We start from the raw sequence: 25,678 nt of genomic DNA, 5'->3' as shown, positions 1-25,678 counted from the left end.
TGCTTGGCCGTTGTGTCCGCCTGATTGACCGGGCGACAGTCGCTTATCCGGCTGTCTCCCTGACGGCCTGCCGCAGTTCCCCGGTGTCCGGTGACGTCGTCCGGAGGTTGGCGACCGCTGTCTGTGCGTCCGGCCAGATGTCGAACCGGCCCCAGTGGAGCGGCCAGGCGAAGCGCCGGTCGACGATCCAGGCCAAGTGCGCTTCGACGTCGGCACGGCGCTCGGGTGGTGCGATCGCCATGTCCGGTTCGACGGGTAGACACCAGGTGTGATCGTCGAGTGCGAGGATTCTGCCATCGAAGTGGTCGTAGACATAGTCCCCGTGGAGCGGCAACTCAGCGTCCGCATCCCGAAGAAACGTATAGTCGCCCACGGTTTCGCCGTTGTCGGCCCGCAGGAACCGCAGCACCTTCTCGCCTACCGCGACGATCACGTCGTCAGCGCCCCACAGCACGCCTTGTGTACCGGCCGGGGCGGCGAGCTTGTGCAGTCGTCGTGGCTCGCTGTCGCCCAGCGACCAGACCTCGATATCCCCCGCTGCCGTGAGAACAGCTCCCCGGTCTCCGGACGGTGCCCATGCCCATACCGCGAAGTCCTTGTTCTCACGGGCCAGGGCTGTCTCCGCAGGGGTGACGGCCAGTCGGTGGCTGAGCCGCCCGTCCCCGTAGACCTCCACGCCGGGTTCGGCCGCCTTCTCGCTCAGCACGGCGGCAAGTCGGGCCGTGTCACCGCGCATGCCCCAGTGCAGCGAGAAATTCCAGCGTGACCCGGCGGTCGGTGCGGGGTCGGCGGCCGGACGGCCAGTAGCCGCGTCACGGAAGTGCAGCCGCCCTCGGTGGACATGGGCGAGGTAGCGTCCGTCCGGGCTCCACTCGGCAAGCCAGTCGACCCTGGTGCACCAGAGCGGGGCGCCCGTGGCGACGTCGACGACAAACGCCTCGGAGCGATTGGCGACGTACAGCCGGCTTCCGTCGGGAGACCAAACAGGCGACCAGTCGACCCACAGCTCCTCCCCGCAGTCCTGGACGCTCGCCGGTATGGGCCCCTTGGCCAGGATGTACTCGTGCGGCATCTCGGCCTCCTCGGCCAGCCAGAACAGCTTGCCGTGCTCCAACGGGGCGAGGCAGCCGTGCACACCGACACTGTCCTTGTTGCCCGTCTCGACAAAGGCGCTGCGCCCATCGGGATGCAGCGCCCAAGCCGGCGGACGGGAAGCGCCGTTGGTCACCTGGGCCTCCGCACGTGGCTCGGAGGACTCGCCGAACGGGTCCCACACACCGATCGCGTTGGTGCGGAAGGCCATGCCCAGGTGCAGGCCGTCAGACGACCACTGCATGGTACGCGCATAGCCGTCCCAGCCGACGCCGCCGTCGATCCACTTCAGGACGTTGACGCATCGCCCAGTCGCGACCTCCCAGACCTGCGCGGTGCCACTCTCGCCCTCACCCCAGTCGCCGGTGACCAGATGAGTCCCGGAAGGACTGAGCGCCAGTGCGGTGATTTCTGAGCGGTGTCCGTAGGGGCGGCTGAGCATCGTGCCCCGCACGCGGATCCTGTTCGTGGCGAGCCGGTGCGCCGAGGTGAGGCCGTGGTCGCGCTCAAGAGCGGTCAGCCGGGCCCGCAAAGGGAGCAGGTCGCGGGCGGAAACGAAGGATGTCCAGTCCGCGTCCGTCAGCAGGTTCTCCAGCTCGGCCGGGCCAGCCGCGGCGAGGGCGGCGGGGTCCGCGAAAAGGCCCGGCAAGGGAGCGGGCTGGGAACCATCCCCGCTCGCCGGGCCCTCAAGCACCGTCAGCGCCGCGAGGAGCGCCGCCTCGTCATATGTCGGTATGCCCTGGACGTACGCCTTGTTGCCCTTGTCCCTCGACGTCTCCTGTCCTATGAAGATCGCGGAGGTCGAAGGCGTGAGCTCGTGTGTCACGTGTGCGCCTGCGGCTTCCAGACGTCTCTCGGCCTCGCCCGCCCCGAGAGTGTCGAAACTGCCGGAGAGCGCGATTTCACGGCCTTTCAGGTTCATGGGCAGCGAGACTACTGGCTGGCACCGACATCGCCGCGACCACCGTTCCGGGGGAACGGCTTTGGATGTCGCGCAGAATCGGTATGCGGTCATGGGTTGGCGGCTCGGACGTGCATTCCATCGGTAGGTTGTCCATGCGCGTCGGATCAGGCTCCGGACGGTGATGATGGTGTCGGCGAGGTCGAAGAAAGTGTCGATGACGGTAGCCCGGCGCTCTTTGCAGTGGGCGAGGCGGTGGAAGGCCTTCTGTCAGGCGTGGGTCCGCTCCACGTGCCATCGCTGGCTCGCTTGGATCGGTGCCTTCTCTCCCCTGTGCGCGATGTTGCCGTGCAAGTCGCGTTCGGCGAGCAGCGCGCGGGTGGCCTCCGAGTCGTAGCCGGCGTCCAGATGCACGGTGATGTTGTCGGGCAATGGCCCGAGGTCGTTCAGGCGGTCCAAGGTCGGCGAGCAGCGGGGAGTCGTGGCGGTTCGCCCCAGCCAGGCACCAGGGGGTCGAGCCCGTACGGGACCTTCGCGATGACACTGTCCGCGCCGGCTGCCCGCGCGGCCTCCAGGAGCAGCACGTCGTCGGCGGTGCGGGGCTGGCCGAGGTGGATGTTGGCGCGCAGGTCCATGGGCCAGCGGGTGTAGTCCTGCGGCACCAGTCCGACGCAGGACCACACGCTGTGCGGACGGTCGGTGCCGTCCCAGGTCACCGTTCCGGTGCTGGCGACGCGCAGTCCGGTGAGCAGGGTGGACAGGGTGGTCATGCCTGAGCCGTTCTCGCCGACCAGCGCGATCAGTTCGCCTTGGCGGAGGGTGAGGCTGATCCCGTCGACCGCCGGGACGTCGGCACCCGGGTAGGTGCAGGTGACATCCTTCGCCTCGATCACGGCCGGCGCACCGAGCGGGATCATCTCGGTTCCACGCTCGGTGCGCAGGGCCTTCGCCCGGCGCAGGAACGCCTGCCAGTCCTCCAGGTACAGGCTGGTGCGGAACAGCCGGGCGGCGGCCATGACCAGGGAGGTCAGCGCGCCGGTGGAGGTGCGGACCGCGACGACGGCGGTGGCGGCGAGGGCCAGGTCCATACGGCCGGTGGCCGCCAGCCAGCCGAGCGCGGCCCAGGTCGCGGCGAGCATCAGGCCACTGACCGTGGCGCCGAGCAGGGTGACTCGCAGGACCCGCGGGGCCGCGCGACGGTGGGTGGCCTTGATTCGGTCGGTGATCTCGCGGTACCAGCTGGTCAGGAAGGGGGCCATGAAGGTCCAGTCGGGTGAGCCCGCACCCGCGCAGTCCACCGGCCGGAACCCGACCTGCCATTCCAGGTAGAGGGGGTGCCAGGGGTGGGTCCAGGTGCGGACGCCGGGGTGGTCGGCGGTGTCCCGTACGGCGCGCTGGAGTTCGGCGGCCTGCCGGGCGAGGGCGTCGTCGAGTGGGGCCGAACCGGAGAGGTCGGCGGTCTCGTTCGGCCCGGCGGGCGGCAGGTCGGCGGTGGTCCGGCAGACCAGCGGCCCGCTGCCGTCGGCGGGGGCGAGCGGCGGGGTCTTCTGCGGGAGGGTGAGCAGCACCACCGGGTCCAGGGCGCGGTGGAAGGGCGGCAGGTCCTCGCGGACCAGCCGCCAGCCGGCGGGCATCTGGGCACGCTGCAGGAACGTCCGGCTCGCGGCGTCGCCGGGGTTGCCGTCGGCGTCGAGCGGCAGCCGGGCGAGCATCGTCGTCAACCGGCGCTTGAGGCCCTTGACCTCGGCGGCGACGGTGTCTTCTGCCGTGGCGTCCAACTCCCGGGTCAGCTGGTGGGCGAGATCTTCGGGTGCTCCGTCGTCGACGCTGCCGCGCCAGATCGCGTACAGCTCCCACTGCCTGGCGGCGAGTTGGCGGCGGACGTCGTCCGCGCGCCGCTGGAGCGCGTCGAGCTCGCTTTCCAGGCGCCGGGCGTGCTCCGGTTCGACGCCGCCGTGCACGACCCGCCACCGGTGGCCGCCTGCATGGGGCAGGAAGGAGGTGGCGAACTGCCGCTGCGCGGTGGCGAAGGCGCCGTCGGGCTCGTCCATCGCCGCCAGGTGCCCGTACGCCAGCCCGGTCAGAGCCTCGGCCTCGTCGGAGGTCAGCCGGGCGTGCTCGGGACCATCAGGGAGGTGAAGGCGGCGGCGAAGGCGTCGATGGCGGTGGGGCCCACGGCGATCCCGCAGTCTTCCTTGGACGGCACCGTGTCGGCGGGGTCGTTCACGGCGGTGGACCAGGCGACGGAGCGCACCGCCCCGGCGTAGACGGTGCGCGGGCCGAAGCCGCCGCCGGCAGCGTGCCAGCCGAGCGCGGCCGCCAGCTCGGCGGGCGTCGCGGGCTCCCGGCCCTTCGGCCTGTCCTTCGGCCCGCCGTCGGGTCCGCCGCTCGGTCCGCCGTTCCAGTGCAGGACGTCGAGCTCCTTCTCCGCGCGCCAGCCGACCACGCTGTAGTGCAGGGTGGCGTCATGGGCGCGGATCCCCGGTGTGAGCGGGTCGTGGAAGGAGAAGACGTTGGCGTTGTACGGCTGGTAGGCCGCGAACATCGGCAGGCCCGGCCCGACGGCCGTCAGCGGCGCGGTCGGCCGGTCGCCCTCGTGGTTCGACGCCGCCGTCCACTGCGCGCGGTCCTTGCAGCGGCCGATGGCGGTGATCTTCAGCCCGTCCGCGCCGTGGACCACGTACGGCGAGGTGCCGCCGCCGGCGCCGTCGGCGTAGTCGCTGTCGATGACCCAGGCGGCGGTGCCGCCGTCGCCGCTGCGTACCAGCAGCCAGCGATTGGGCACCGGTGGGAAGACCGCGGTGCGGGAGGCGGCGGCGGAGGAGGCTACGGCGCACCGCAGGGCGGCGGGGAGCGTCCACTGCACGTACACGCCGTGGTTGGCCGGCGTGGTGGCGAAGTCGGGGGCGGCATCGGCGAAGGGGGCGGGCTCGGGGTCGATGTGGGCGAGGGCGAGTCCGAAGTCGGGTGTACGGCGCTGGAAGAGCGTGGAGCTGTGCGCCGGGGTCAGCGGCATCGCGTGCACCTCGATCGGCACGTGCAGCGCGGTGGCGGGCGCCGAGGCGGCGGACATGGTGTCTCCTTCGTTGGTGGGCCCGTGGCGGTGTCGACCGCGGCGATCGGCGGTTCATCCGCCGGACGGCGGCTCGCCGAAGAACTGGCGCTCGGGGGTTCTGATCAGCTGGAGGGCCAGTCCGGCGGGGCTCCTGGCCCCCGCCGCCTCAGCCAGCCGGGCGAAGCCGACCGCCCTGCTCCCGTGCGCGGGGCTGTCCTTGCCGCCCAGGAAGCGGTCCTGACGCACCTGGTGCCCGTCCGGTTCCCCGGTGCGCGGGTCGCGCGTGTTGAGCACCAGGCCCCCGTGGGCGTCCTCGTCGAAGCCGAAGTGCAGGGCGTGCGCGGGCTCCCCGATCTCGAACCAGGTCACGGCCGAGCCGCGGTCGAACAGGCACAGCAGGACGTCCGGTGCGGGGTACCAGGCCCGTACGGTGACGGCTGCGCCGCCCGCGCCCGCCGCGATCCGCAGGCCCGGGTACTGGGCGATCAACCGGGACCGGATGAGCACGCCCGTACGGTGGTCGTCGCCCGCGCCGAGCCCAGCGGTGGCGCGGCCCCGGGCGACTGCGGCGTCCGCGATGGCGCGGGCGGTGCCGGTGGCGCCGGGCCGTGAGGCGGCGACGCTGGACGCGCCGAGGAGGAGCGAGCGCACCCAGTACTCGTCGACGTGGAAGAACCGCACCGATTCGTGCGGCAGCAGTTCCGGGTGCGGCACGAGGTGGCAGAAGGGCAGCGCGCGCAGCGAGTAGAGCCGCTCGGCGAGCAGTTCGGCGGCGGCCGACGGGTCCGCGGCGGGCGGTGGCACAGGCGCGGCGGCGGGCGGCGCGACCGGGCCGTGCTGCGTCTGTGGACCCTTCAGCGACTGGCGCAGCGGTCGGCCAGCCCGCCCCTGACCATGGCGCCGAGCCGGTCGCTCGCGTTGCCCGACCGGTCGGGCGCCGGATGGGCGGCGTCAATGGTGCTGAAGATGTCGGCGGAGGCCAGCGCCAGGGAGCGGCCCAGGCTCCAGGCGTCGGCGTGGCTGATGTCGGCGGCGAGGTCGGTGTCGCCCGCGTCCTTGGGCAGGACGGCGTCGGCGGCGCGGCCGATGTCCGTCAGCCCCGGGTCCGTCGCGGGGACGGCGCTGAGCGGCCCCCGGTACAAGCGCCAGACCCCGTCGCCGGGCGCGCTCTTCTTCCCGGCCGCGGTCACCGCCTGGCGTACCGGCACCCGGCCCTCCCGCAGCTGCCCGACGGTCATGCCCGGTGCGTCCGGCGGCGCGCCGGGCAGCTGGAGCAGACCGCCGCTCGCCCGCATCTCCGCCACCAGGTCGGCCATGGTGGCGGCGAACGGCGGGTGGCTGTCGGCTTGGTTGACGAAGCTCCACGCGTGCAGGGACAGCAGCCGCACCGGCATCCCGTCCACCCCGCCCTCGGCGTCCGTCGGGGTGCCGCCCGCGAGGTCGGAGAGCACGGCGGGCAGGCCCTCCAGCGATACGAGATGCGCCACATGCGGTACGGGGTGGCCTCGCGGCGGGCCGGGCGGCCGCGGCAACCCGTTGCCGGTGACGACCGACACCGCGTCCGGCACGCCTGCGAGGCCGCCGGCCTCCTGGACGGCGGGTGGGGCCTGCCGTACATGGGCGAGATAGCGCAGACCGGCGGCGACCGGGACGACGGCCCGGAAGACCTCGGGGGCGAGGCGGATCGTCCGGCAGGGCGTGTTCTTCTCCGCGTCGGTGAGCGGGCCGAGGTCGGCGTGCCGGCTGAGCCGGTCGGACTGCCACTCGCGCACGGTGGTCGTCGTCACGTGCCCGATGGCCTGTGGATCCTCCAGCACCTCACCGGGGCCGAAGACCAGCAGCGCCAGCCACGGTTCACGGTCGGCGGGGTCCTCGGCGCTGTCGGGCCGGCGCAGCCGCTCCCAGGGCAGGGTGGGGCGGCCGAGGGCGATATGGGGCAGGGTGGCGGAGAAGGGGCCGGTCGAGCCCGGTGGCGGGTAGCAGCGCAGCACCTCCCCGGGTGTGAGGGCGAAGCGCGGGGCGGTGACGGTCAGTTTCCGCTTGGCCTCCTCCCTGGCCGCGGTGTCGACGCTCAGGGCGTACGAGGCGGTGATCTCGTAGCTGCCGGGCAGGAGGACCGGAACGCAGGCGTCCGCGAGCGTCGCCGTGCTGGAAGCCATGGGGTGCTCTTCTTCCTTCTGGTACGCGGGGCTTGTCCGTCTGCCGCGTCACGGCTGTGGGCGCAGCGGCAGCGTGGTCCTGCGGTCGTCTCCGCTGATGAGGAGGCGGCCGGGTACGGTGAGCGGCCCGTGCAGCCGCGGGGTGTCGGCGGTGACGGTCATGCCGAGGCCGAGCCCGGGGAGCAGACCGGTGGCGGGGTCGGGCACCTGCTGTCCGTCGCCGGGCAGCGGCGGGCCCCAGACCGCGGCGGGTACGGCGCCGATGACCGGGGTGCGGGTCCAGCCGGCGAGCTCGAGGTCGTTCAGGTCCCGGGCCTGCCCGCCCGTCTCCGGTTGGAAGCAGATGGCCAGGGCGTGGGAGCAGGTGAGGCCCTGGCGGTGCATTGGCCGCAGCGCGAGGGCGCCAGGGCTGCCGAGATCCATGGGCTTGCCGCAGAAGGCCATGGCGGTGGCGGGCACCGCGCAGCGCACGGAGAAGCCGAAGCCGGAGGCCGAGGCGTGCCAGTCGGTGCCGTCCTTCGCGCCGCCGGAGGGTTTGAGTCCGCCGAGGGGCGACAGGCACAGCGTCTGAGCGGGCAGCAGCTTGTCGCGCACCTGCGCCCAGCCCAGTTCATTGGGCTTGGACGGGCGGTCCTGGCCGAAGGGCACGCTGAACGACACGACCGTCAGATCGACATGCGCCCGCCCGCCGGTCGGCGGCCCCCAGACGTCCAGTCCGACGGTGATGTGCGCGCCGATGGTGTGTTCCCAGCCGAGGGTGGAGAACGTGTACTCGACTCCGACCGAGACGGAGATGCCGACGTCGAAGTGGAAGGGCGCCCAGGAGACGACGGCGTGCACGGAGGCGTCCAGCCAGGCTTTCAGGCCGCCCGAGTGGTACGAGACGTCGAGCGCGCCGCCCGCCATGACGGCCTGCGGGGTGAGCGCGCAGTAGGCGGTGCCGGAGATCGAGACTCCGCCGCCGGGCGACCAGTTGACGCCGACCCGCTCGACCCGCGGGTAGTGGGCGGGCACCGGATAGTGGTCGGGGTAGCCGCCGACGGTCAGGACGAAGTCCCCGCCGTGCGGCCCGCCGGTCCACACGTACAGCGCCAGCCCGCCCGTGAGGCGGCAGTCGGTGTCGAGGAGGAAGGACCGTGCGGTCAGGACGGCCTCGGCGGCGAAGAGGCGGGTGGAGGTGCGGTAGTTCACCAGGACGTCGACGTCGGCGACGGCGTAGCGGCGCGGGTTGTCCTTGTCGGGGGCGTCCTTGAGGGAAGGGAAGGACGCGTTGGCGTGCCCGGCGAGGGTGATGCTGACGTCGCCGGAGACGCCGACGGCCAGCACCGCCTCGCCGCTGATCATCTCGAAGGCGGTGAAGGTGAGGCCGGCGGCGGCCCAGAAGCTGCCGGGCGCTGGGGTGATCCAGCCGGTGCCGCCCGTGCCGGAGGAGCCGCGCAGGTCGCGGAGCAGGGTGAGGAGCTGCCCGGCGGCGTCGCTCGTGCCGGTGGTCGTGCCGGTGGCTGTGCCGGCGTCGGTGGATGTGCCGGTCCCGCTGCCCGTACCCGTACCCGCGCCGACGGTGCCGTCCGTCAGCGCCTTGAGCAGGGGGAACTGCCCCACCTGGGCCAGCGTGGGCACCCGTAGCCGGCTGTTGTAGCCGAACCCACCGGCCAGCTGCGTCACCACGAAGACGGGCGGTTCGCCGAACTGCGCGCCGAGCACGCCCAGCACGTCGAGCGCGAACCAGCCGGACCTCGCGTGCTGGAAGTTCCCCAGTGCCTCCAGTGAGAACTTCTCGGTCCGCGCGACGATCCCGCCGCTCAGGCTCAGATCGAACTCGCCCGTCGGCGGCTCCTTCTCGATCGCGCCCGCCACGGTGAGCGACGGGCCCGAGTACGCGACGGCCAGCCCGCTGAGCGCGCCTTCGAGCCGCGGGTCCCCGCCCTGCAGGGCGTCGGGCGACACGCCGAACCCGAGCCCGTCGGCGGCCAGGCTGAGCCCGCCGAAGACCAGGTCGGCGTCGAGCAGGAACCAGATCTTCCGGTCGGACGTGCCGACCCCCAGGCGGCGGACGTACAGCGGACCGATCCGCCGGTCGAGGGCCTTCCAGCCGGTCGAGTTCGCCCCGGTCGTCGCGGTGCCCGTGGTTGTCGCGGTGCCGGTGCCCGTCGTGGACGTCGTGGGGCCGGACGGCTTGCCGAGGGTCGTCATCGCGCCGTGCTCTCTCCGGCCGGTGTGCCGCCGCCCGTCGCCGGTGCGCCGCCGTTGGTGGTGACGGTCAGGGCCTTGCCGCCCGGCAGCTCCAGCTGCACGAGCAGCCCCACGCCCGCGGCCGCCCCGGTACCGCCCGTGGGCAGGGCGGCCGCGGCCGCGTCCCCGGCGAGCTGCCGCAGCCCGTCGAGTTCGGTCGCGGAGACGGCGGCCGTGGCGTAGTACCCGCCCAGCGCCCGGACCGCGAGGTCGGCCGCAGCGGGCAGGAAGTCCTTCAGGACCGGCACGCAAGAGAGGCTCACGTCCGTGAGCGCCGTGTGGAAGCAGACGACCGTGGTCGTGGGCGCGGAGGCGGACGAGGAAGAGGAGGGGGTGCCGGTGGTCATGCCGTGTTCCCCGCCCTGTCGCCGGTACCGAACAGCACGTTCATGGTGCGCCCGAACGTCGGCCGCGCCTCTGGGTGGATCTTGCTGAGGCGGTAGTAGAGCGTGCCGGTGGTCCGCAGGTCGCTGTCGAATTTGGAGAAGTAGCCCCGCACGTAGTCGTCGCTGATCGACTCCTTCTCGCGGGCAGCAGTCGCACCACGGCCGTCTTGAGGTTTCCGTGTCCGAAGAGCCTCTTCTCCGCCAGCGGTTTGACCTCCTGTTGGTGCCACTGGAGGAGTGACATGTCGTCGCTGCCCCGGTGCACGCGTACCGGGAAGAGGTCGAAGATCTCCTCCACCGTCACGTCGGTCGTCCCGCGGGCGAGCAGGTCGGTGATGGCCTTGCGCGCCTTGTACGAGGCCTCGCAGCCGTACACCATGCCCGCACCCCGCTTGATCATGAATTGGTCACCGAAGATCTTGAACGGCCTCGTGTGCGTCCTGCTGCTGACCATCAATCCCGCCTCGCAGTAGTGGTCGTGCAGCGCTTTCGAGGAAAGCTGGACACCGGGGCTCTGCAGGAAGCGCAGATAGGACTGGTAGACGTCGGCCTCGGTCAGCGGGAGAATCCCGACCCTGACCCCGGAAGCCTTGACCCGATCCTCCCGGGTGTCTTGTTCCGAGGCCGTCTGCGCGTCGCGCCACCACGGCTCGCCGACCAGTGCCTTCGTTTTGTCCGCCGGAAAGGTGTAGAGCTCGTCGGGGCGAGGCCCGGCTGCTTTTCGACCGTCATGATCTTGCCGAACTTCTCGAAGTCCTGGATCATCATCGAATCCGGCGCCAGGCCGGATGAGGGGAACCAATCGAGGAACCACTGCATGGTCAGCGTCTTGTTGACCAGATGGCCGGCCGCGAACGAGTCCTGGAGGAAGTGGTCGGCGTATCCGGCGTACAGCAGCGTCTTGCACTCCTCTGTCTTCCTCTTCTCCGGATCCCTCTCCGCTCTCGCTTTGATGGCCAGGTCGCGGGCATGGACGTGGAACTGCTGCCATCGGTACCAGGAGTACGGCGCGAAATGGCATACGTTGCGTTGCAGCAGCGCTGTGTAACGATCTGTCGCCACCTTCTGAAACTTCGCGGTGTAGTCGCTGAGGCGCTTGGTCTCCTGGATCTCCCTGTCGAGGACGGAGGACCATCCGAAGCCCATGACGGAGTCGGCGAACCGCTTGGTGGCGTACGTCTTCAGTTCCATGCCGAGGCGTCGGTAGCTCTCCTCTCGTACGGTCTGCAGGACCCGCTCCACCATCCGGCCGCGGGTGGCCAGTGCCTCCAGCGAGGTCGGGTTCTGGAAGTAGTCGCCCAGCGTGGTGAGTTCCCCGAAGCTGACCGCGATCTGGTGCGTCTCCTTGTCCTTCTTGCCGCTCGGGATCTCCAACGCGTAGAGCCCGGGGTAGTCCCGCGGCTCCATCTTGTCCTTCGTCAGACCCTTCGCCCCGCCGACGGCGAAGTTGAGCAGCTTCTCCTGCATCCGCAGGACGTCCTCCCGGGACTTCGTGGTAGCGAGAGTCTCACTCCGCAGCTCTTCGTCCTCTTCCTTGTCCGGAAACGCGATCTTCCGCATCTGGTCCGGGGAGAGATCGCCGAGCAGCCGGTGCTCCCACGACGAGTGCGCCTGCACGACGAGGCCGGCCACCGGCGCGGCCGGCGCGGTCGCCGGGTACGGGCCGATCCGGACCCGGTCGCCCCGTACCACCGCGTCGGCCGCCCGGTCCGCCTCGCGTTCCAGCGCGGCCGCGTCCATGTCCCGCGGCAGGGAGCGCTGTTGTAGGACGTGCGCGAGTTCGTGGGCGAGTAGCCAGGAGCCGTCGCCGCGCAGGTAGACGTGGGAGCCGCGGGTGCAGGCGTCGGCGTCCAGCAGCGCGCACAGCTCGTCGGCGTACGGGCCGCGGTGGACGCGTACGTCGCCGAAGTCGGCTGCGAAGGCCCGCTCCATCTCGGCACGCAGCCGCCCGTCGAGCGGCGTGCCGCCCTCGGGTTCCGGGAGTGGTGGGGCATGGGGGGCTGTCCTCCGCTGTCGGCCGGTGGGGAACGGGTCAGGCGATGGTTCAGGCGACGGGTCAGGTGGCAGGGGGCTGCCGCGGCATCGAGGCGAGGACGAAGGCGGTGCTGCGGGTGGACCCGGCGACCATCCAGGTGGTCCCGGCGTCGCCCTTGGTGCGTTTGAGGGCGAGGCTGGTCAGGACCGGGGTGAGGAAGTCCGGGAACTCCACCGGGATACCGAGGGCCGAGGGGCTGAGCGTCACGCCGTCGCCGTCCGCCCACGCCAGGCTCAGATCGCCGCCGGTGACGTTCCCGGCGAGGGACGCGATGTCCTGCCCGCGGTTCACGGGCAGCGCGGCCGAGGCGTTGAAGTCCGTCCCGCCGCCGGGGGTGTGCCCGGCGTGCAGGGAGAAGGAGACGCCACGCCCGGAGGTGTGGTCGAGCGGTACCTCGCCGACGCAGTCGAGGGAGATGCCGGCCGATCCGGCCTCGATGCCGACGACGCAGAGCCGTACGTCGCCGATCACCTCGGGCAGGCCCACGTGGAACGTATCGTGCGCCCAGCCCTTGACGTGCGCCAGCTCCACCGGCGCGGCACAGGCGTTGACCTGCCAACCGCCGTCGCCGACGCGAGCGAGGAGCCGCACGCTGGTCTCGGACATCCTGGCCACGCCCTCGAAGGAGACCTCGAGACCCGGCAGGGAGAGGCTGAGCAGCAGGTCCGCCACCTTGATCCCGGCCATGTCGCCGCGCTCGCCGGGGAGGTCCACGGCGAGGGTGAAGACCTTGCCGCGCAGACTGCCCGAGAGGAGGACGCGGGCCGGCTCCTCGCCGGACGCGGTCTGCCAGCTGCCGCCGGGCAGATGGACCCCTTCGGGGACGACCTTGGCATGGACGCCGGGCTGCCTGGCCGCCTCCTCTCCCAGGACAAGCTCGCACTCCAGGCGCCCGTCGGGAAGGCTGACGAACCCAATGAGCCGCTCCTGCCCCAGCCGGAGTTCGATGTCGAGCGCGGCGGTGACGGTGTGGGTGTTCCCGCCGGCCGGCAGGCACGACAGGTCCAGGACGACTGACTCCAGCCGGAGGTCCCTGCCGCCACCGAGGTCGAGGAGCGGAACCGGCGCGTGGAGGAGCCCGATCGCGACGCGGAACGCCTTCAGCTTCGTCCGGTCGGCGTCCGGATCCACGTGGACCGAGGCCGCCAGCGGCGTGACGTGCCCGAGGTCGAGCCCGGAGCCCTGCGTGATGTGCCCGATCAGCTCGGTCGCACCGCCCCCGGTGAGGCCCGGCAACTGCTCCAGCGTCGCCAGCCCGACGGAACTGCCCTGAAAGGACACGTAGGCGTCGCGATCGGTGCCGCGCGCCGCGTCCTCGGTCGCGGAGCCGGAGCCGCGCAATTGCTCGACGAGCGCCTTGAACGTGTCCGCGCTGGCACGGTCGATCCGCGCGACCTCTGCCACGCCCATCCGCATGCTCCGTCCTGTGGTCAGACCTGGCCGAGGGTGATGCCACGCGTGTCGTAGTCGATGCCGACGTGGTTCTGGGGGCTGCCCGTCAGGGGCCGGTTGACCAGCGCGACACGCGAGGCGTGGCAGCCGGTGACGGGCACGGGCGCGAGGTCGTCCGCGTTCCCGCCCAGCGGGATATGGTCCGCGCCGTCCGCGAGCTTCGCATGAGGCGCCCACGGCCAGCGTTCCGCGGCGGCCGCGTCGGCGTGCCCATACACGAGCAGCGAGCCGGGCGAGGTGAGCGCCTTGGCGGCAGGGGCGCCGGGGGCGGCGAGCAGCCGGGAGACGAGGAACTCCGCGGTCCGCGCGGACGCGTCGGCCATCAGCAGCACACGCTCGGATCCCCCGTCCACCAGCACGACCGCCGCGTTGGTCCGGGTGTCCGCCGAGTCCGGCTTGCCGGAGGCGTTTGCCGCCACCACGTACACCTTGGCGTCACCCACGACCGCCACCGGGCTGGTGAGGTCGGAATGGAAGGCAGGAAACGGCTTCGCGCCCTTGGCGGCGAGCCACTGCTTCGCCGCCCCGGAGTACTGCGCGGCGTCCCCGGCGTGGTGCACCCGCGGCGAACCGTCGGCCACGATCTCGGACAGGAGGTTGGTGTGCACGGCGGCGGGCGAGGTGACGACGACCTGGTCGGGCGCGGTGACCTGATGCGCCTGGAAGATCTCCCGGACCAGCTTCGTGGCGCCCTGCTGCTGCGCCTGGCTTCCGCAGTCGACCAGCAGACTCGTCGTCTTCCCGCCGGCGCGGTGCACGATGAGCGCGAACACCGCCGCGTCAGTGGGCGGCAGGACAACGGTCAGCGCGGCTCCATCCTGATTCACCAAACCGGCCTCCCGAGCGCATGACCCGATCATCGGCGGTCAGTCTCGACCTCCCCAGTGCGACATTCCCTCTCGCCGACGAAACCCCCGAATGGTGTACGTCGGACTGGAAACCGGCCGTCAGGTGCCGCCGCGCCTGACGCTCAACGACCGAGGAACCGCTCCACAGCCGCCGCGAGAGTTTCGGGGGGACTCCGGTGCGTAGTGGCGCGTCCTGGAGCACTTCGAGCTCGGCGAGGGGACACCACCACAGTCAGGTGGCGCGCATGTCCTCGGGTCCCAGCACGGGGTCGTCGGCGTGAAAGAGCGTTTTGTCCTGGCGAAGGTGTTTGGTTGCAAAGCGAGTCGAGGATGATGGCGGGGTGTTGGTCAACATAGAGGCAGTGCAGCAGGACCCTTCGGGGCCTACGACTGTCCGAGTGCACTCCGCGGTGGGCACTGCCGTGGTTCTCTGGCAGGGTGCCCCAGAGGCAGCGGGCCACGAGCATCATGTCGAGTGGACCGTCGATGAGGACATCGTTTGGGCCGAAAACATGGGGCTGGCGACTTCCGCCGTCCCCGAGCTACGGGAAGACGGCGACCGAATCGTCTTCCGGGGCCGGCTGAGCCTGACCGAAGACGGCGCGGCCCTCGTGGACGTGGGAGGCACGTTGATCCTTTTCGAGCTTGCTGGACCAGCGCCGCCGGATGGTGCTGATAAGTCGTGGGTCGAGGTCCGCGTCGGTCGGAACAGTGTCAGCCTGTGGCCCTACCGACTCTGAGGCGGCGCTGGCGGGTCAGATGTCCCGCCAGTTCACGGTCGATTCGCGGGTGAGTCTGCGGCTTATCAGGTCGATCATCGCGACGTTGATCATGGCTTCGGAGCGGTGAGGATGGGTCTCGTAGAACGCGTCCCGGACGGTGGCCGGGTCATCCCCGACGGTGTCGAACCACTCCCCCACCGAGCGGATCTCCACATGCTGCTCGCCGTCCTCGCGCTGATAGCGACCGACCGGGTTGCGGGCGTGGACGAAGTGGCCGGCCATCCGGTCGCGGCCGCGGCCGGTGTCAGTACGCCAACCCGGCGTGGGGGCATTCAGCCAGGCGGCAACCGCGTCCCGCAGATAAGGGTAGCGGTCCGAGTCGCGGCGCCAGGGGTCGCCGGCGGTGATGTAGATCCGCTCCACGTCCTCGGGAATGGTGTGGAAGACGGCGGTCAGGACGGCAGCGACCGAGGCATCTGCCAGGTCGAGGCGGTGGGGCTGGTTGCGGTGGACCAGCACCCCGCTGTCGGCGTCGAGGAAGACGGTGGAACGGGCCTGCTGGGTGAAGTTCGGGCGCTGCGAGGCCAGGTTCGCGGTGTGCGTGAACCATCGCTGCCCGACCTGCCCTTCGGGGATCGACGGCAGGGTGCGCGGAGCGCCCAGGTCCGCGGGCACGGCGGCCTGCGGCTGGGCCGAGGCGTGCTGGGCGGGGGGGTCGGCGGACGGACCAGCGGGGAGGGGTGCCTTGGCAGGGGTACTCATGGCCGGGGCTGCGGCTCCCGGCGCCTGGGTGGCGGGAGCGTTCTCCTCGACCGCAGGGCTGTCGGGGGCGGCCGCGGTTGTTTCCGCAGCCCTCTCGGTCGACTCGTGCTGGTCGGTGGCGAGGGTATCCGGAGCCAGGGAGGGGGCCAGGGCGACGACCTCGGCCATGCTGAGTCCGGCTGCCGGGGCGATCCGCTCCGCCTTCGCCTTCTCGCACTCGGCCAGCACCTTGATCTGCTTGTCGCGCTGGGCTTCGAGTTTCGCCAGCGCGGCCCGGGTCTTCTTGATCTCATCTCGCGCGGCGCGCAGGTCGGCGAGGGCGGCGGTGTAGCTGGCTGCGTCCATCATGACCCCTTGTACTGACGTCGGTTCAGTCGGCGATTCGGGTAGGGACGTAGGCGATCGCGCCGCCCGAGTGCGAGGCTAGCCGGGTGCCCAGCAAGAGCTCTGCGAGCCTGCGGTCGCCGTCGAGGCTGGAAGTGATGGCGGCTGCTGGGGCGGCCAGGTCAGTGACGTAGCCAGCCAGGCGGGCGTCAGGGAAGGCGTGACGCCCCTCGCCGTTCTTCTCCCACCGTTCCAGGCCAGTCAGGAGGGCCACGACGTAGCCTGCCAAGGTCACCGGCAGTCCCCCCAGCTGCGACGCTCGCCGCGTCGCAGCGCCACCAGCCTCGCAGCGCCTTGAGAAGGTCGTCGGGGGTAAGGGAGGTGGCGAAGCCGATCCAGTCACGATCTGGCTCGTCCGCCCGCTGTGCCGCATCGACCCGGAGAACAGCGATCTCTCCTGTGTCCAGCCGGTTCAGCGGCGCGTCCCGGCGCGTGCTGAGGGCTTCGACGACGTGGAGCGGGAGCATGGTGCGCACACCGCGGTGAGACAACATCGGTACAGCCGTTGGCGCTGAGAACGATCATGGTCGGCTAGCGCGGCGATCGTTCCCCGGGCAGAGGTTCGCTGAAAGATCGTCGATCATGGGCGGGGCCTGGTTACGGTCCGCCTCATGCCGGTGGAGTTCTTAACTGGTGATCAGGCCGAGGTGTACGGGAAGTTCGCCGAGGAACCGACGAGACCTGAGCTGGAGCGGTTCTTCTTCCTGGACGACGTCGACCGGCCCGCGCACCCCGGAGGCGCTAGACGCCAGGTCGGCGCGGGAGGTGCGGCCGACGGCCGCGTGATCCGGGGCGGCGGTGTCCGGCGCGCAGGCCGGCCGGCCCCCAGGACAGCCCCGCAGAACCGGAGGAGACTGAAGATGCGGACGGGTGATCCAGCAGGCTGAGGAGCAGCGATGACTGCGTTCACACCAAATCCGATCTGGGCCCATGCGGCGCCCGGGACGGCCCGCAGCCAGGAGCTGCGGATCAGCCGGCTCTCCCCCGCCGGGGCCCTGACCTTCCGCATCGAAGGCGTCGGCTCCCTCGTGGACGTGGGCGCCGTCGTCGTATCGACGCCCTTCCGCCGGCGGATGACGCGTGCGGAGATCGAGGAGCTGCCCGCGTTCCCGCCCGAGATCCGCGAGAGCGCCCGGCGGCACGGCATCGTCGAGGACACCGTGGTCCTCCGCCAGGGCACGGGAGCGGAGCCCATCGAAGTGGGCGGGCCCAGTCAGGAGATCACGGTCGAGCTGAAGTGCACCGCGCCCGCGGGCGCCACCGCACACTGGCAGCTCGGACGGCTGGTCGCCGAGGTGGACGGCGCGCCCGTGGGCGCGGTGCCACTGTATGTCGCAGTCGGCGCGGGCGATCATGAGCCGCTGGTGGAGCCTGAGGACATCGACGTGGCGATGGAGCCGGGCGAGACCGCGGGCGGCTCCGTGTCGGTTGCGAAGGCCCCGTCGGCGACGGAACTGCGGGCCTTTCTCATCGGAGGCGCCCCGGTGGTCCGCTCCTGGGAGATCGTGGTCTGGCGTGCGGAGCGGCTGAGCTACCGGGAGGCGGAACGGCTCGGGCTGCTGGACGGCATGACCCCGCACGAGCTGGACCGGGTGCGGCGCGAGGGCTTCCTCGACTTCCACGAGGTCGACCGCGCCGCGAATACCGACTCCGTGAGGGTACTGCGCCAGGACCAGGTCACGGTGCTGGTGGACTTCGCGGCCCCGGAGGACTGGGGCGGCGTGGTGCACGCGAAGCTTGCTCTGGTGGCACCGGGATGGACTCCGGTGGAGATCGACGTACGGGCGATCGTCGAGGACGTGTCCGTGACGCTGACGGACGATACCTTCTCGATCGGCCAGGGCGACAAGGTCGATCTCGCTGTGACGGTGACCTCGGGGCTCGGTTCCGGGGGCGAGGTGACGTTCCACATCCAGGGGTACGACACGATCCTGTCGGTGCCGGAGATCCACCTGGCCTACGAGCCGATGGCTAACCGTACGATCAGCCTCCCGTTGAAGGTCGCGTGCACCGCACCCCTCGGCCCGGTGCTCTGGACCGATCTGGTGGCCTCCTTCCACGGCGGAGTCACCTCCCGCTACGTCGACCTGAACGTGACGGTGCTCCCGGGGTCGACGACGGTGTGGACGAGCCCCCTCAGCCTCGGTGTGCAGACGGGCGGGAGCGGTCAGCTGACGGTCGCCGCATCCTCCGGCGGCGGCCGCAAGACGATCCGGCTGACGCCGGTGGCGCTGCCGCCGGGTGTGACGGTCGAGTCCGGAACGCTGGAGCTGGAGCCCCACGACACCCAGAAGACGGTGCCCCTACGGGTCGACGTCCACGCAGACCACGCCCGCCCCGCCGTCCGCCTGCCGCTCGGCATCGACTGGGTGGCGAACGACGGCGCGCAGCGCGGCACCGCCGTGTCGGAGCTGACGATCATCCAGCGACCGGAGACGCGGACGTTCTCCAAACCCGTGGTCACGCCGGCCGGGGTGCCGCTCGGCGGCAAGGTCGAGTACGTCCTCAACAGCGACGGGACGGCAAGGTTCAAGGGCTACATGAAGGCCACCGGGGTCTTCTCGTACGACTTCTGCGTGAAGGGCGTCGTGCGGTCGGCCAACGGCGTGGTCGCGGTGATCGCCCAGAGCTCCGGTTCGGTGTACGGCTGGGACACGCCCGGGGATAGTCAGGTCGACTGGGACCAGGACGCGAGCAAGGCCGTCATCGCCGAGCACTGGCCGGACCTGCGGACGGGCGCGTTGTCGGTGAGCCGCAGCTCAGAGCTGACGGGCGTGCTCGGGGCTTCGCCGACCTCGCCGGCGACATCCTCGAGTTCGCGGTCACATCCGCGCTCCTGAGCCCCCTCGGTCCGGCGGGTCAGTGTCTGGCCGGGCTGGTCTTCGTCGGCTCGGAGCTCGGTGCGCTCGGGAACACGTCGCTGTTCCAGGCGGGCGGGCTGCCGGGGCTGGCGCTCGCCGGCGGTGCGGCCTTCCTGGTCGGACCGGCCATGATCATTCCGGTGTTCGTGGGCGGCGTGCTGATCGGGAACGCGCTCGTGCGGCACCGGACACTGCGCGCCCCGGAGAGGGCGTGGGCGCAGCAGTGCTTCGAGAACACCCTGCCGTGGGACCGGATCCGGCTGACGAACCTCTCCGGGCAGGAGAACCAGGCGTTCGTGACGCCCAGCTCCGACGGCACGATCCTCGTCAATCTCGGCGACGCGTTCGAGAACCCGTCGGAGGGGCTGCTCATGCACGAGCTCACGCACGCCTGGCAGGTGGCCCACAAGTCCTTCAAGAGCGAGTACTTCTGGAAGGCCGCGCTGGACAAGCTGGGCGGCTCCGCGAGTTATGACTACGGACCGCCGGGACCGGCGTGGCGGTACTTCGGGATCGAGGCCCAGGCGAGCATCGTCGAGGAGTGGTGCACGGGCGCGACGGACCATTCGATCGGCGGACTCCCGCTGGCCATGCTGCCACCGCCGCCCGGTAAACGGCCGAAGCGCAGCGAGGACGACCCGTACTTCCGCTACATCTCCGACAACATCCGTATGGACGAGCCGTAGCCACCCGGACCGCTCCCCATACCCGGAATCGGGGTCACCGATTAGCACAGGTCACGTCCCGATCCTTCTGCAACGGCCGGGACGAGTCCGGCGCGGTCATCGAGCAGCCCCTAACGAGCTCGTGCATGGTTGGAGGTGAGGCGTCGAGGACTTCGCTAGGGCTCGATGTTCACGTCTGCTGAGTCGATGCCAGGTCCGTGGTCTGCTGGTGGGACAGCAAGCTGGCGATGGCTTGGACGGTGTCGCTCATGTGCTCGCGATGGCCGTGGTGGCGGGCCAGGGCTCGCCAGTTCTTCGGGTGTGCGATGCCGTGCTCGACCCGGATGCGTCGCGAGGAATGCGCTTTGCGCTGGCGCTCGTACATCTCCTCGTACCAGTCCGGGGCGTTCTTCTTGAACTTGCGGTGTGGTGGTGTCACCGCACGTCCGCCGGTCTGCGCGCCCAGACCCTGGTAGCCGGCGTCGGAGAGGATCTCCACCGCGGGTCCATCGGCCAAGAGCTTGACCAGCCCTAACTGGCGGGCGTGGGTGATGTCCGCGCAGCTTCCGGGCCTGGTCGGGCTGCAGAACAGCACGCGGCCGTCTTCGTCCGTGACCACCATGGCCTTGACGGCGTTCTGCTTGCTCTTGCCGGAGATGAACGCATCCCGGCCCTTGCGGCCGACGGCGGGGCGTCGGGCCCGGATCTCGGTGCCGTCGACGATCCCGGTCTTCCCGCTGGCGCCGAGATAGTCGACCACCGCGGCGAGGGTCCGCAGTCGTACGCCGGGGCTGATGGTGCACCCGCGCTCGGCGAGCAGGGGCCGCACCTCGCCGATGGCCCGGGTGATGGTCGAGCGTTCCACACCGAACCAGCAGGCCAGCACATCGTGGGTGGTTCCGTGGCGGAGATGGACGAGGGTGGCCAGAAGCCGGTCGACGAACACCAGCCGGTGCTTCGCGCCGGCGCCCACCGCCCGCTTCCGCGGCCGCGACACAAGCCTTGCCTGGTGACGTTCATGCCACAACGGGCCGACCTCGGCGACCAGTTCAGTGATCACATCGATCGACAGGCCCGTGATCTTTCGATTGCTGATGATCGCTGCACGTGTCGCGTTCCCCACCACACAACCATGATCAACGATCAGAGCTCGACGCCTCACCTCCAACCATGCACGAGCTCGTTAGTGCAGTGACCGAATAGGTTCGCCAGGTTGGTAGTTGGAGCGGTTGGATGGGCGGTAACGTCCGTTCCGATCGCTGGAGGTGTGGTGGCCGAGCCTGTGCGGGTGCGCAGACTGACCGACCAGGAAGGGCAGAAACTGCAGCAGATCGCGCGCCGGGGCAGCACCAGCTCAGTGCGCTATCGCCGGGCGATGATGCTGCTCGCGTCCGCCGGCGGAAACCGTGTACCGGTGATCGCCCAGCTGGTCCAGGCCGACGAGGACACGGTGCGGGAGGTGATCCACCGGTTCAACGAGATCGGCCTGGCCTGCCTGGACCCTCAATGGGCGGGAGGCCGTCCCCGCCTGCTCACCCCTGACGACGAAGATTTCGTCATCCAGACGGCCACCACCCGCCCCACCAAACTCGGCCAGCCCTTCACCCGCTGGTCGATCCGCAAACTCGCCGCCTACCTGCGCCGCGTGCACGGACGCGTCATCCGCATCGGCCGCGAAGCCTTACGGTGCCTGCTCCGCCGCCGCGGCATCACCTTCCAGCGCACCAAGACCTGGAAGGAGTCCCCCGACCCCGAACGCGACGCCAAGCTCAACCGGATCGAGCGCGTCCTGCAGCACTTCCCGGACCGGGTCTTCGCCTTCGACGAGTTCGGGCCGCTGGGGATCCGGCCCACCGCGGGCTCCTGCTGGGCGAAGCAGGGCAAGCCCGACCGCCTGCCGGCGACCTACCACCGCACCCACGGTGTCACCTACTTCCACGGCTGCTACTCCGTGGGCGACGACCGGCTGTGGGGCGTCAACCGGCGCCGCAAGGGCACCGCCAACACCCTGGCCGCGCTGAAGTCGATCCGTGCCGCCCGGCCCGACGGAGCCCCGATCTACATCATCCTGGACAACCTCTCCTCCCACACCGGCGCGGACATCCGCCGCTGGGCGAAGAAGAACAAAGTCGAGCTGTGCTTCACCCCGACCTACACCTCCTGGGCCAACCCGGTCGAGGCCCACTTCGGCCCGCTGCGGCAGTTCACCCTGGCCAACTCAAACCACCGCAGCCACCCCGCACGGACCCAGGCCCTGCACGCCTATCTGCGATGGCGCAACGCCAACGCGCGCCATCCCGATGTCCTGGCCGCTCAACGCCGAGAACGGGCCCGCATCCGCAGCGAGAAGGGCATTCGCTGGGGCGGACGCCCGTTCGCTGGCGCGGCCTGATAGCACTTCGTGCACATTGCCTCCGACCATCGAAGGATCCAGAGGACACTCGTGAGCATCCGTACGACGCATCGCGCTCTGCTGAGCCGTCTGCTGCCCGACGACAAGCCGGACGACCTTGCAGTACGTCAGGGGCAATTCCACGTCGTGGTCATTGGCTCAGACCGCGTCGTGTGCCTGCCTCGCACCCGGGCAGCGGCCGCCCGGTTGCCCGAGCGGGTGGCCGCACTACACGCACTCGCCGGACTCGACCTCGGCTTCCGCACACCTGAACCGCTGCTCCAGGGCGCCGCCCACGGCACCGACGAGGCACCGTTCCTGGTACTCAGCCGCATTCCCGGGGAACCGCTGGAGACCGACGCACTCAACGATGCCCAAGTGGTCGACACCGTGGCGGCGCAGTACGCCACACTTCTGTCCGGTCTGGCCCGTGCTGGCACCGACGAGACGGTACGAGCAGTTCTCCCTCAGGCAGCAGAAGGCCAGTGGCGGCGGTTCGCCAAGAACGTGCGCGCGGAGCTGTTCCAGCTCATGTCCGACAGCGGACGCCTACGGGCCGAGCGGGAACTCACAGCACTCGACAGCCTTCCCCACCTCACCCGAGCAGTGGTGCATGGCGACCTCGGTGCCGAAAACGTCCTGTGGGAGTGGACGCACGGCCTGCCGCACCTCTCCGGAGTACTCGACTGGGACGATGTCACACTCAGCGACCCGGCCCAGGACCTCGCAGCCATCGGCGCCAGCTACGGCCCTGAGCTCCTGGAGCGGGTGCTCGCCCTGGGCAGCTGGTCAAACCACGGACTCTTCACCCGCATCGCCGCGATCCGCGGCACATTCGCACTGCAGCAAGCCCTCTACGCTATCCGCGACGGCGACGAAGAAGAACTCGCGGATGGCCTGGCCGACTACCGCTGAGGCGCACCGGTCAGATCCCTGCTCCGCGAGTACGTGCGACGTGAAGTCGCTTGTTTGTAGCAATCGGTATAAGGCAGAAAGGAGTTACCGATTCCGGGCGGTGTGCAAGCCCGGTCCCCACGGCCGACTGCGGGAGGAGTAATCCGCCGGTGGAGAGCAGGCCGGAAAGCCCAAGGCGAGACCGCCCATCGGTCTAGTACAGGCGAGGGGAAGATCGGAAGGATGAGGAGACGAACCCCCGTTGTAAAGCCTCGTAAGAAGCAATCCGCGTCAGATGGGAATGTAAACGGCGGATGACAAGATCACGCCTGAGATGGCGAAAGGGGCGCGGGTGATACTCGCTCGTGTCTGGCACACCCTGATCTCGGGGCAAAGGGGGCATCCGCCCCGGTCGTATCTACAACATGCGGAACACGGAAACCCCGATGTCCTCCCCGTGACGGGTAGGGAAGTCGTAAGGCAGACCGATGGGACAGCGGGAACAGGAAGGCTCAAGAAGCAAAGGCCGGCACGCCGAAAGGCAACAGGAAAGCCGACGTCGAGGGTTGCCGCCCTGTCGGTATAACTGGCCGGATACATCGTAATCAATCGATGGGCCGAAAGGTCGCTGACGTGAGCCTGGTGGACCCCGGAAATGAAGAAGCAAGGCCGTAAGAACTTTCGGACATGTTAGACACGGAGGGGGCTGAGATGGTCGATGAGGCTAACAGTGCCGTACTCGCGGTGAACGGACCGAAGGGCGTAGAACTGGAATGGTCCCAGATTGACTGGGGCCGCGCCAATGAGAACGTAAGACGGCTGAGGCAACGGATCTTCCGGGCTGCAAGTGAAGGTGATCACCGGCAGGTCAAAAACCTGTCGAAGTTGATGCTGCGGAGCTACAGCACACGCTGGTGAGCGTGCGCAAAGTGACGCAGGTCAGCAAGGGGCGCAAGACCGCTGGGGTTGACGGGGAGAGGGCTCTCTCGCCGTCAGCGCGACAGGAACTGGCGAGCCGGATTCACGACTCGACCGAACCCTGGTGCGCTCAGCCGGTCAGGCGTGTGTACATCCCGAAGGCGAATGGGAAGCAGAGATCTCTGGGGATTCTAACGATCACCGACCGGGCGATGCAAGCTCGGGTCAAGAACGCGTTGGAGCCCCAGTGGGAAGTCAGGTTCGAGAAGAGGTCATACGGTTTCCGCCCTGGGCGGAGCGCGCACGATGCGATTACGGCGCTGCACAACGTCGCGACAGGTGGCAACGGCTCACCCCCTGCTAGGCAGTGGGTGCTCGACGCCGACCTTGAAGCGGCGTTCGACCGGATTGACCACGCCACATTGCTCAAAGCACTCGGGGATTCCCCTGGAAGGGGGCTGATCCGGGGTTGGCTCAAGGCAGGCGTCCTGGAGAGCGGAAAACTCGCTCGTACCGAAGAGGGAACCCCTCAAGGCGGAGTGATCAGCCCGCTCCTGCTCAACATTGCCCTTCACGGTATGGAGGAAGCAGCCGGATGCAGGTACTTCCCGAGGGGGGAGGCCCGCAAAGGCACTCCTATCTTGGTGAGATACGCCGATGACTTCGTCGTGATGTGTCACACGAAGGAGGAAGCGCACCAGGTAAAGGCCAAACTGGAAGAATGGCTGAAACCGAGAGGACTCAGGTTCAACGAGGAGAAGACTAAAATCAGGCACCTGACAGAGGGCTTCGACTTTCTCGGCTTCAACATTCGGCGACACGTGAGGGAAGGGAAGAAGCCCGTCACGCTGACGCAACCCAGCAAGGACTCCATTGAGAGAGCCCGGAAGCGACTGAAGTCCGACGTGAGGGACCTGTACGGGGCCAACGCGGCCGCAGTCGTATCGCGACTCAATCCCTTCATCCGGGGTTGGTCGACGTACTTTCGGATCGGAGCGTCCAGCAAGACCTTCAGCCGCCTGGATTCCTTCCTTTGGAATCGAACCTGGCGGTGGGTCAGCCGGACGCACCCGCATAAACCGGAACGCTGGAAAGCTCGCCGGTATTACGGGAAGAAGGGACGAGGGAGCAAGTGGCAGTTCATGGACCCGCGGAGCGGGGCCAAACTGCTCAAGTTCTCACGGACCAAGATCGTCCGACACTCCATGGTCAAGGGCTCGGCATCACCGGATGATCCGAACCTCAACGACTACTGGAAGAACCGCCGAAAGAAGAGAGTCCAGCCGCACATGACCATCACCAAGGTGGCCCTGGCGGCACGGCAACACGGAATCTGCCCGCTATGCCGCAAGGATCTCATCGCTGGAGCCGAGTACGAACCCGACAATGTGCGGGACTGGGTGGACTGGTTCGAAGCCATGCGACACCGGCTACACGAAGACCACCTAGTATATCGGCGACATGGCGGTAGCGACGACCCGAAGAATTTGCGTCTCGTACACGCCGAATGCCACCGTCTGCACCACCCAGGCGACGGGCGCCGGTTCCCCAAGAGCACCATCCGTCCCGATCTGGGACTCAGAAATGCAGCCGAAGGGACTGCTTGAGCCGTATGCGAGGTAACCCGCACGTACGGTTCTTAGGGGCGGCAGTCCGGCAACGGACTGCCGCTACCCGACTACCCGGCCGCCCTGGCCGCCTTCGCGCCCTGGCGGAACGGTCTGTGCCGCCGCGAAGCCCGCGAACTCCTCCGAACGGCCCCGACGTCGGCCCGGGCCGCCCGGCTGACGCGCGCACAGCTGTGCGCGGCGCTCAAGCGCGCCGGCCGCCAGCGCGGCGTCGAGGACGAGGCCGAACGGCTGCGTGAGGTCTTCCGCGCCGAACGGGCCCACCAGCCGCCCCTGGTCGAGGACGCGCTCG

The 25,678-nt window shown here is 69.7% G+C and carries 22 protein-coding genes and 2 pseudogenes; 9 read left to right on the top strand and 15 right to left on the bottom strand.

Going from position 1 to position 25,678, the window contains the following annotated elements; translation table 11 throughout:
• Window positions 1–43: 43 nt before the first annotated feature.
• The 9 genes and pseudogenes from Q3Y56_RS33165 to Q3Y56_RS33125 form a co-directional block, all read right to left on the bottom strand.
• A complete protein-coding gene (locus tag Q3Y56_RS33165; protein WP_304465917.1) occupies window positions 44–1,918 on the bottom strand; it encodes a WD40 repeat domain-containing protein in 1,875 nt (624 codons plus the stop codon).
• 189 nt (window positions 1,919–2,107) lie between these two features.
• Window positions 2,108–2,461: pseudogene (locus Q3Y56_RS33160) on the bottom strand (transposase); the annotation flags it as partial.
• A complete protein-coding gene (locus tag Q3Y56_RS33155) occupies window positions 2,440–4,044 on the bottom strand; it encodes an ABC transporter ATP-binding protein (RefSeq protein ID WP_304465405.1) in 1,605 nt (534 codons plus the stop codon). The gene Q3Y56_RS33155 and the pseudogene Q3Y56_RS33160, both read right to left, overlap by 22 nt.
• Before the next feature lie 53 nt (window positions 4,045–4,097).
• The gene (locus tag Q3Y56_RS33150) at window positions 4,098–5,066 is read right to left on the bottom strand and encodes a hypothetical protein (RefSeq protein WP_304465404.1); all 969 of its coding nucleotides are present in this window, start codon (window positions 5,064–5,066) and stop codon (window positions 4,098–4,100) included.
• Between the two features lie 54 nt (window positions 5,067–5,120).
• Window positions 5,121–5,852 carry a hypothetical protein gene (locus Q3Y56_RS33145; RefSeq protein WP_304465403.1) on the bottom strand — a complete coding sequence of 244 codons (732 nt, stop codon included), beginning with the start codon at window positions 5,850–5,852 and terminating at the stop codon, window positions 5,121–5,123.
• Between the two features lie 50 nt (window positions 5,853–5,902).
• Complete coding sequence (locus tag Q3Y56_RS33140) at window positions 5,903–7,207, bottom strand: hypothetical protein (RefSeq protein WP_304465402.1); 1,305 nt, start codon at window positions 7,205–7,207, stop codon at window positions 5,903–5,905.
• Between the two features lie 48 nt (window positions 7,208–7,255).
• Window positions 7,256–9,400, bottom strand: a complete 2,145-nt coding sequence (locus Q3Y56_RS33135; RefSeq protein ID WP_304465401.1) for a DUF6603 domain-containing protein — start codon at window positions 9,398–9,400, stop codon at window positions 7,256–7,258.
• On the bottom strand, window positions 9,397–9,786 hold the full coding sequence (locus Q3Y56_RS33130; protein ID WP_304465400.1) for a hypothetical protein: 390 nt from the start codon (window positions 9,784–9,786) through the stop codon (window positions 9,397–9,399). The genes Q3Y56_RS33135 and Q3Y56_RS33130 overlap by 4 nt, the downstream gene beginning before the upstream one ends.
• Window positions 9,783–9,938: a hypothetical protein gene (locus tag Q3Y56_RS33125; RefSeq protein WP_304465399.1), complete on the bottom strand. Its 156-nt coding sequence runs from the start codon at window positions 9,936–9,938 to the stop codon at window positions 9,783–9,785. The genes Q3Y56_RS33130 and Q3Y56_RS33125 overlap by 4 nt, the downstream gene beginning before the upstream one ends.
• Before the next feature lie 129 nt (window positions 9,939–10,067).
• Between Q3Y56_RS33125 and Q3Y56_RS33120 the strand changes: the two genes are divergently transcribed.
• Window positions 10,068–10,298, top strand: a complete 231-nt coding sequence (locus Q3Y56_RS33120) for a hypothetical protein (RefSeq protein WP_304465398.1) — start codon at window positions 10,068–10,070, stop codon at window positions 10,296–10,298.
• Between the two features lie 82 nt (window positions 10,299–10,380).
• On the opposite strand, the gene Q3Y56_RS33115 is transcribed toward Q3Y56_RS33120, so the two are convergent.
• From Q3Y56_RS33115 to Q3Y56_RS33105, 3 genes are read right to left on the bottom strand one after another with little or no spacing between them, the layout of a single operon-like run.
• A complete protein-coding gene (locus tag Q3Y56_RS33115) occupies window positions 10,381–11,892 on the bottom strand; it encodes a DUF4157 domain-containing protein (protein WP_304465905.1) in 1,512 nt (503 codons plus the stop codon).
• Window positions 11,882–13,270: a hypothetical protein gene (locus Q3Y56_RS33110; protein ID WP_304465397.1), complete on the bottom strand. Its 1,389-nt coding sequence runs from the start codon at window positions 13,268–13,270 to the stop codon at window positions 11,882–11,884. Before Q3Y56_RS33110 ends, Q3Y56_RS33115 begins: the two co-directional genes overlap by 11 nt.
• A 20-nt stretch (window positions 13,271–13,290) precedes the next feature.
• The gene (locus Q3Y56_RS33105; RefSeq protein WP_304465396.1) at window positions 13,291–14,139 is read right to left on the bottom strand and encodes a hypothetical protein; all 849 of its coding nucleotides are present in this window, start codon (window positions 14,137–14,139) and stop codon (window positions 13,291–13,293) included.
• A gap of 362 nt (window positions 14,140–14,501) precedes the next feature.
• Here Q3Y56_RS33105 and Q3Y56_RS33100 point away from each other — a divergent pair, with 362 nt between their 5' ends.
• Entirely contained in the window at window positions 14,502–14,900 is a 399-nt protein-coding gene (locus Q3Y56_RS33100) for a hypothetical protein (protein ID WP_304465395.1), read from the top strand.
• Between the two features lie 15 nt (window positions 14,901–14,915).
• On the opposite strand, the gene Q3Y56_RS33095 is transcribed toward Q3Y56_RS33100, so the two are convergent.
• Window positions 14,916–15,992 (bottom strand): hypothetical protein, encoded by a 1,077-nt coding sequence (locus Q3Y56_RS33095; RefSeq protein WP_304465394.1) that lies wholly within the window; start codon window positions 15,990–15,992, stop codon window positions 14,916–14,918.
• Window positions 15,993–16,014: 22 nt separating this feature from the next.
• Window positions 16,015–16,263 carry a hypothetical protein gene (locus tag Q3Y56_RS33090; RefSeq protein ID WP_304465393.1) on the bottom strand — a complete coding sequence of 83 codons (249 nt, stop codon included), beginning with the start codon at window positions 16,261–16,263 and terminating at the stop codon, window positions 16,015–16,017.
• A 376-nt stretch (window positions 16,264–16,639) separates the two neighbouring features.
• On the opposite strand from Q3Y56_RS33090, the gene Q3Y56_RS33085 reads away from it, so the two are divergent.
• From Q3Y56_RS33085 to Q3Y56_RS33075, 3 genes are all read left to right on the top strand, one after another.
• Complete coding sequence (locus tag Q3Y56_RS33085; RefSeq protein ID WP_304465392.1) at window positions 16,640–16,915, top strand: hypothetical protein; 276 nt, start codon at window positions 16,640–16,642, stop codon at window positions 16,913–16,915.
• A 9-nt stretch (window positions 16,916–16,924) separates the two neighbouring features.
• On the top strand, window positions 16,925–18,868 hold the full coding sequence (locus Q3Y56_RS33080; protein WP_304465391.1) for a hypothetical protein: 1,944 nt from the start codon (window positions 16,925–16,927) through the stop codon (window positions 18,866–18,868).
• A 149-nt stretch (window positions 18,869–19,017) separates the two neighbouring features.
• The gene (locus Q3Y56_RS33075) at window positions 19,018–19,575 is read left to right on the top strand and encodes a hypothetical protein (protein WP_304465390.1); all 558 of its coding nucleotides are present in this window, start codon (window positions 19,018–19,020) and stop codon (window positions 19,573–19,575) included.
• 169 nt (window positions 19,576–19,744) lie between these two features.
• Here the strand turns inward: Q3Y56_RS33075 and Q3Y56_RS33070 are convergent, their stop codons facing one another.
• The gene (locus Q3Y56_RS33070) at window positions 19,745–20,716 is read right to left on the bottom strand and encodes a transposase family protein (protein ID WP_304465904.1); all 972 of its coding nucleotides are present in this window, start codon (window positions 20,714–20,716) and stop codon (window positions 19,745–19,747) included.
• Window positions 20,717–20,824: 108 nt separating this feature from the next.
• Between Q3Y56_RS33070 and Q3Y56_RS33065 the strand changes: the two genes are divergently transcribed.
• From Q3Y56_RS33065 to Q3Y56_RS33700, 4 genes and pseudogenes are all read left to right on the top strand, one after another.
• On the top strand, window positions 20,825–21,946 hold the full coding sequence (locus Q3Y56_RS33065; protein ID WP_304465389.1) for an IS630 family transposase: 1,122 nt from the start codon (window positions 20,825–20,827) through the stop codon (window positions 21,944–21,946).
• A 51-nt stretch (window positions 21,947–21,997) separates the two neighbouring features.
• Complete coding sequence (vph, locus tag Q3Y56_RS33060) at window positions 21,998–22,861, top strand: viomycin phosphotransferase (protein WP_304465388.1); 864 nt, start codon at window positions 21,998–22,000, stop codon at window positions 22,859–22,861.
• A gap of 666 nt (window positions 22,862–23,527) precedes the next feature.
• Window positions 23,528–24,807, top strand: a pseudogene (gene ltrA / locus Q3Y56_RS33055) (group II intron reverse transcriptase/maturase); the annotation flags it as partial.
• Between the two features lie 93 nt (window positions 24,808–24,900).
• On the top strand, window positions 24,901–25,365 hold the full coding sequence (locus Q3Y56_RS33700) for an HNH endonuclease (RefSeq protein WP_369696878.1): 465 nt from the start codon (window positions 24,901–24,903) through the stop codon (window positions 25,363–25,365).
• Window positions 25,366–25,678 lie beyond the last annotated feature (313 nt).

This window comes from Streptomyces sp. XD-27 (assembly GCF_030553055.1).
GTDB lineage: Bacteria > Actinomycetota > Actinomycetes > Streptomycetales > Streptomycetaceae > Streptomyces.
This window is presented reverse-complemented; position numbering and strand designations above follow the sequence as displayed.